This window comes from Mycobacterium sp. 1245805.9 (genome assembly GCF_001672915.1).
Lineage (GTDB): Bacteria > Actinomycetota > Actinomycetes > Mycobacteriales > Mycobacteriaceae > Mycobacterium.
Window position 1 is genome coordinate 1 of the sequence record NZ_LZKR01000061.1, and the last position, 6,200, is coordinate 6,200.

1 protein-coding gene is annotated in these 6,200 nt (G+C 79.2%); it reads left to right on the forward strand.

What is annotated here, in order from left to right; all coding sequences use genetic code 11:
* A partial coding sequence (locus A9X00_RS31240; RefSeq protein WP_197515109.1) for a PE family protein occupies positions 1 to 6,200 on the forward strand: 6,200 nt, incomplete at both ends.

Consider the following 6,200-nt stretch of genomic DNA (forward strand, 5'->3'; position numbering starts at 1 on the left):
GGGGGGGGGGGGGGGGGGGGGGGGGGGGGGGGTGGGGGGGGGGGGGGGGGGGGGGGGGGGGGGGGGCGCGCCCCCCCCCCCGCGCCGGCCGGTGGGACGGGGGGCGCCGGCGGCACCGGCGGGGCGGGCGGAGTTGGTGGCGCGGGCGCCGGCGGGGCCAGCGGCAATGGCGGTGTCGGCGGCAACGGCGGCGACGGGGGCGCCGGCGGGAACGACGCTGCCTCCTATTTCGGCGGTCAAGGGGGCAGCGGCGGTGCCGGTGGCCAAGGCGGTGCGAGCGGAGCGATCGGCGCCGGCGGGACGGTGGGCGCCGGCGGCGCCGGCGGGCGAGGCGGCGCCGGTGGCGTCGGCGGCGCCGACGTGGCGGGATTGTTCGCCGGCCAAGGGGGCACGGGCGGCAGCGGCGGCCAGGGCGGCGCCACCAGCGGCGGAATCAACGGCAGCGGCGGCCAGGGTGGGACCGGCGGCGAGGGTGGAGCCGGACTGAGCGGCCCGAGCAACTTCGGCATCGGCGGTGAGGGTGGCGCGGGTGGCACCGGCGGGCAGGGCGGCACGGTCGGCACGGGCGGTGTCGGGGGCGCCGCGGGCGCCGGAGGCACCGGCGGCCAGGGTGGCGCCGGCGGCACCGCAACCTACATCGGTGGTGACGGTGGCAACGGTGGCCTCGGCGGCCAGGGCGGGACGGGTGGCACCGGTACCACACCCGGCGGAACGGCTTCTCCCGGCGGCGCCGGCGGTCAAGGCGGTCAGGGCGGCACAGGCGGCGCCGGCACGAGCCGCTTCGGCGGCGGCGGCCAGGGCGGTCAGGGTGGCGGAGGCGGTCAGGGCGGCACCGGCGGCGCCGGCTACGCCGACGACGGCAGCAACGACGCCGGTGCCGGTGGCAGCGGTGGCACCGGCGGCCAAGGCGGCGCCAGCGGGGCCGCCGGCGCGGGCAACTTCGTGCAAAGCGCCGGTGCGGCCGGCGGCGGTGGCACCGGTGGTACGGGGGGTCAAGGCGGCGCGGCCGCGGCCGGCACTCATTCCGCCGGCGCGGGAGGTCAAGGCGGCACCGGCGGACAAGGCGGCATTACCACCGTCGGGACCAACGCCGCAGGCGGCGATGGCGGCGTTGGTGGGCAAGGCGGCACCGGTGGGTCTGGCACCCCGGACGGCGGCAGCAACGACGCCGGTACCGGCGGCCAAGGCGGTGTCGGCGGCCGGGGAGGTGCCGGTGGCGCCGCCGGCACGGGTGGCACCGGCGGTGCGGTGGGCGACGGCGGTACCGGCGGCAAAGGCGGTGCCGGCGGTCAAGGTGGCGCCGGCGCGGTCGGGACCGGCGACGTCGGCGGTCACGGCGGCCTGGGCGGGATAGGCGGCCAGGGTGGCGGCACCAGCGGTGGCGTCAACGGCAGTGGCGGCGCCGGCGGCATCGGTGGCGAAGGGGGCAGCGGCGGCTCTGGCACCGCGGACGACGGGACCAACGATGCCGGCGTCGGCGGCGCCGGCGGTACGGGTGGTCAAGGCGGAACCGGTGGTGCGACCGGGACTGGCGGCAGCGGCGGCGCGTGGGGCGCCGCCGGCAACGGCGGCTCGGGCGGGACGGGCGGTCTCGGCGGCAGCACCGCCCGAAGCGGCGACACCGCAGGCGCGGGTGGCCAGGGCGGGCAAGGCGGCCAGGGCGGCACCGGCGTTGATGGCACAACGCCCAGTGGCAGCGGCTTGATCGGCGGCCAAGGCGGTCAGGGTGGCCAGGGCGGCGCCGGCGGCAACGCGAGCAACGGCGGCGTCGACGGTTCCGGCGGCCGCGGTGGCCAAGGGGGACAGGGTGGTACCGGCGGCGCCGGATATGCCGACGACGGCGGCAATGACGCTGGCACTGGAGGCATGGGCGGCCAAGGAGGTCAAGGCGGTGCCGGCGGCGCGGTTGGCAGCGGCGGCGTCGCGGGCGGGACCGCGGGTGCTGTCGGCGCTGGCGGCACCGGCGGCACGGGTGGCCAGGGCGGCGCAACCACAACCATTGGCGACGTCGCCGGCACCGGCGGCCGCGGTGGTCAAGGCGGTACCGGTATCGACAACGCCACGGCCGGCGGCACGGGCTTCGCCGGGGGCCAGGGCGGCGCCGGCGGGACCGGCGGCTCCGCCATCTCTGGGGCGACCAACGGCAGCGGCGGCCAGGGCGGCGAGGGCGGCACCGGCGGTGTCGGGGGCGCCGGCCACGCCGACGACGGCACCAACGACGCGGGCACCGGCGGCATCGGCGGCACCGGCGGCCAGGGCGGGACCGGCGGCGCTGCCGGCGCCGGCGGAGATGGCGGCACGGTGGGCGCCGCGGGCACCGGCGGCACGGGTGGCCAAGGCGGCCAGGGTGGTCTCACCAACGGCGGCACCAACGGCAGCGGCGGGCAGGGCGGCCAAGGCGGGCAAGGCGGAACCGGCGCTGTTGGCGTTAATGACGACGGCAGCGACGATGCGGGCGTAGGCGGCGCCGGAGGCATGGGTGGCCAGGGCGGGACCGGCGGCGCGATGGGCACTGGCGGCAGCGGTGGGACTACAGGCGTCGCGGGCTCGGGTGGCGCCGGCGGGACCGGCGGCCAAGGCGGCGCGACCTCGCACAGCGGTGACACCGCCGGTGCCGGTGGCCGGGGCGGTCAGGGCGGCCAGGGCGGCACCGGCACCAACGGCACCACCCCCTTCGGCAGTGGCCTCGCCGGTGGGCAAGCCGGCCAGGGCGGCCAGGGCGGCCAAGGCGGCAACGCCGTGTCGGGCGCAATCAACGGCAGCGGCGGCCAGGGCGGGCACGGCGGCGAAGGCGGGACCGGCGGCGCGGGATACAACGACGACGGCACTAACGATGCAGGCAGTGCCGGTATGGGTGGCACTGGGGGCAAGGGCGGCGGCGGCGGGGCGGCCGGCACCGGCGGCAGCGGCGGCACGGCGGGCGCCGGTGGCTTTGCCGGCACCGGCGGCACGGGTGGCACGGGCGGTACTGCCGCCTCCGCCGGTAACGTCGCCCGTCCTGGTGGCCAGGGCGGTCAGGGTGGCCAGGGCGCTGACGGCAATACGCCATTCGGCAGCGGCGCGACCGGCGGTCAAGGCGGCCAGGGTGGCGCCGACACTGGAGGCGGTGCGGGCGCAGGCGGCCAAGGTGGTGCCGGCGGCACCGGCTACGCCGACGACGGCACCAACGATGCCGGTGCGGGCGGCCAGGGCGGCCTAGGCGGCCAAGGCGGGCAAGGCGGCGTCGCGGGCGCCGGCGGCGCAGGCGGCACCGGCGGCCAGGGCGGCGCCACCACCTACAGCGGACATACCGCCGGCCAGGGCGGCCAGGGCGGTAAAGGCGGACAGGGCGGTGACGGCGTCTACGGCTCCACCGACTTGGGCAGCTACGGCGGTCAGGGCACCGGCGGCGGGCTAGGCGGGCATGGCGGCCAAGGCGGCGAAGGCGGCAGCGCCGTCTCCGGCGCCATCAACGGCAGCGGCGGCCAGGGCGGTCAGGGCGGCACCGGTGGCATGGGCGGCCCCGGCGGCCGAGGATACGCCGGCGCGGGTTACGGCGGCGATGGCGGTCAGGGCGGTACCGGAGGCGAAGGTGGCGTGGCGGGCAGCGGCGGCAGTGGCGGCGATGCGGGCGACGCGGGTATTGGAGGTACCGGCGGGACCGGCGGCACCGGAGGCACCTCGACCCAGGGCTTTTGGGCCCCTGGTGGAATCGGCGGCCATGGAGGGACTGGCGGCGCCGGCTACAACGACGACGGCACCAACGATGCCGGTTTCGGCGGCCAGGGCGGCCTAGGCGGCGCAGGCGGCGCGGGCGGCACCAACGGCGCGGGCGGGGTCGGGGGCACCGGCGGCCAGGGCGGCGCCACGACCTACAGCGGACACACGGCCGGTGCGGGCGGCCAGGGCGGCACCGGCGGCGCCAACACTGGGGGCGGCGCCGGTCAGGGTGGCACCGGTGGTCAAGGCGGGGACGACCTTGGCGCGACGGGTGGCGCCGGGGGTGCTGGTGGCGAGGGTGGTCAGGGCGGCGATGGTGGCGGTCAGGCTGGCACTGGTGGTCAGGGCGGGGCCAACCTGGGCACGGGTGGTACCGGGGGTGCTGGTGGCGTTGGTGGTCAGGGTGGTGTTGGTAGTCAGGGTGGTGTTGGTGGTCAGGGCGGGGCCAACTTGGGCGCTGGCGGTACTGGGGGTGCTGGTGGCGTTGGTGGTCAGGGCGGTGTCGGTGGCGGGCAGGGTGGCATTGGTGGTCAAGGCGGCGCCGACCTCGTCAACACCGGCGGTACCGGGGGCGCTGGCGGTCAAGGCGGCGCAGGCACGAATGGCAATGGGTCTGGCGACACGGGCGGCAACGGCGGCGCCGGCGGCCGAGGAGGCTCCTCCACCAGCGGCGTTGGCGGTGCCGGCGGAACCGGTGGCCAGGCCGGCGCCGGTTACAACGACGACGGCAGCGGCGACGCCGGGGCGGGTGGAACCGGTGGCGCGGGCGGCGTAGGCGGTGCTGGCGCAAGTACCGGCGGCTCCGGCGGTCAGGGCGGGTCCGGCGGCCAAGGTGGCGCCAACATCACCGATGGCGGTGCCGCCGGGTCGGGAGGCCAGGGCGGCGTCGGTGGTCAAGGCGGCGCCGGCAGCACGTCCGGCACCGGCGGTAAAGGCGGCAGCGGAGGCGAAGGCGGGGCCGACACCAGCAACACCGGCGGCATGGGTGGCGCCGGTGGCGCCGGCGGCGCCGGCGGGGCCGGCCACGCCGGCGCCGATAGTGCAACTCCCGGTGGCTCGGGCGCCTCGGGTGGCCTCGGCGGCGCTGGCGGTAGTGGCGGTGCCGGCGGCGCCTCCACCTCTGGCACCAATGGGAACGGCGGCGCTGGCGGCACCGGGGGCCAGGGCGGCACCGGTGGCGTCGGCTACAACGACGACGGCAGCGGCGACGCCGGGTCGGGCGGCACCGGCGGAGTTGGGGGCGCCGGCGGCCAGGGCGGCGCCCCCGGTACCGGCACCGCTGACGCCGGCAGCGCGGGCACCGCCGGCGCCGGCGGGCGTGGCGGCACTGGTGGCCTGGGTGGTGCTGTGAGCGCGCTCGACGGCACGGCTGGCGCCGGCGGGCAGGGCGGCGCGGGAGGCCAAGGCGGGGAAGGCGATGGCGGCTCCGGCGTCGCAGGCGTTGGCGGGCAAGGTGGCACCGGCGGGCAAGGTGGCGCGGCGACCGCCGTCGGCGAGACGGCCGGCACCGGAGGCCAGGGCGGCGCCGGCGGCCAAGGCGGGACCGACACCGGCGGCGGTGCGGGCACCGGAGGTCTTGGCGGCACCGGCGGGCAGGGCGGCACCGGCGGCAACAGCTCGACGCCCAACGGCGCGGGCGGCGCGGGCGGCCAGGGCGGTGTCGGCGGGAACGGCGGTCAGGGTGGCGCGTCCACCTTTGGCGCCAATGGCAATGGAGGGACCGCCGGTACGGGCGGCCAGGGCGGCACCGGCGGAGCCGGCTACCACGACGACGGCCACAACGATGCCGGGGCCGGTGGGGCGGGTCGCACCGGCGGTGTCGGCGGCCAAGCCGGGATGGCCGGCACTGGGACGGGGAGCGGCAGCCTGGGCGTCGCTGGCAGTGGTGGGCAGGGCGGCACCGGCGGCCAGGGCGGTGGGGCGGCCACTGTTGCCGACGCCGCCGGCCAAGGGGGCCAAGGTGGTTCGGGTGGTCGCGGCGGCGCGGACACCGGCGGCGGCGCAGGCACCGGTGGCCAAGGCGGTGCGGGCGGCCAGGGCGGCGACGGTGCCTCCACTTCCGTCACCTGGGCCCAGGGTGGTGCCGGCGGCACTGGCGGGCAAGGTGGCACCGGCGGCCAGGGCGGCGCCTCCGACTCGGGCATCAACGGCAACGGCGGGGTCGGCGGCACCGGCGGGCAAGGCGGCACCGGCGGCGCGGGCGGCCCCGACGGGACAAATGCGAGGGGTGCTCTACTCCAGGGCGGCCCCGGCGGCATAGCCGGCCAAGGTGGCCAGGGCGGCTTCGGCGGTGCTGCCGGTGGCGGCGCCGGCGATGCGGGCAGCGTCGGGGCCGGCGGCCAAGGCGGCCAAGGCGGCACCGGCGGCCGAGGCGGCGCGCGTTTCCCCTCCCTCTGGGGCGGAATAGGCGGGCAGGGTGGTGTCGGCGGCCACGGCGGCGCCGCCGACTCGGGCGCCATCAACGGCAGCGGCGGCCAGGGCGGGCACGGCGGCGAAGGCGG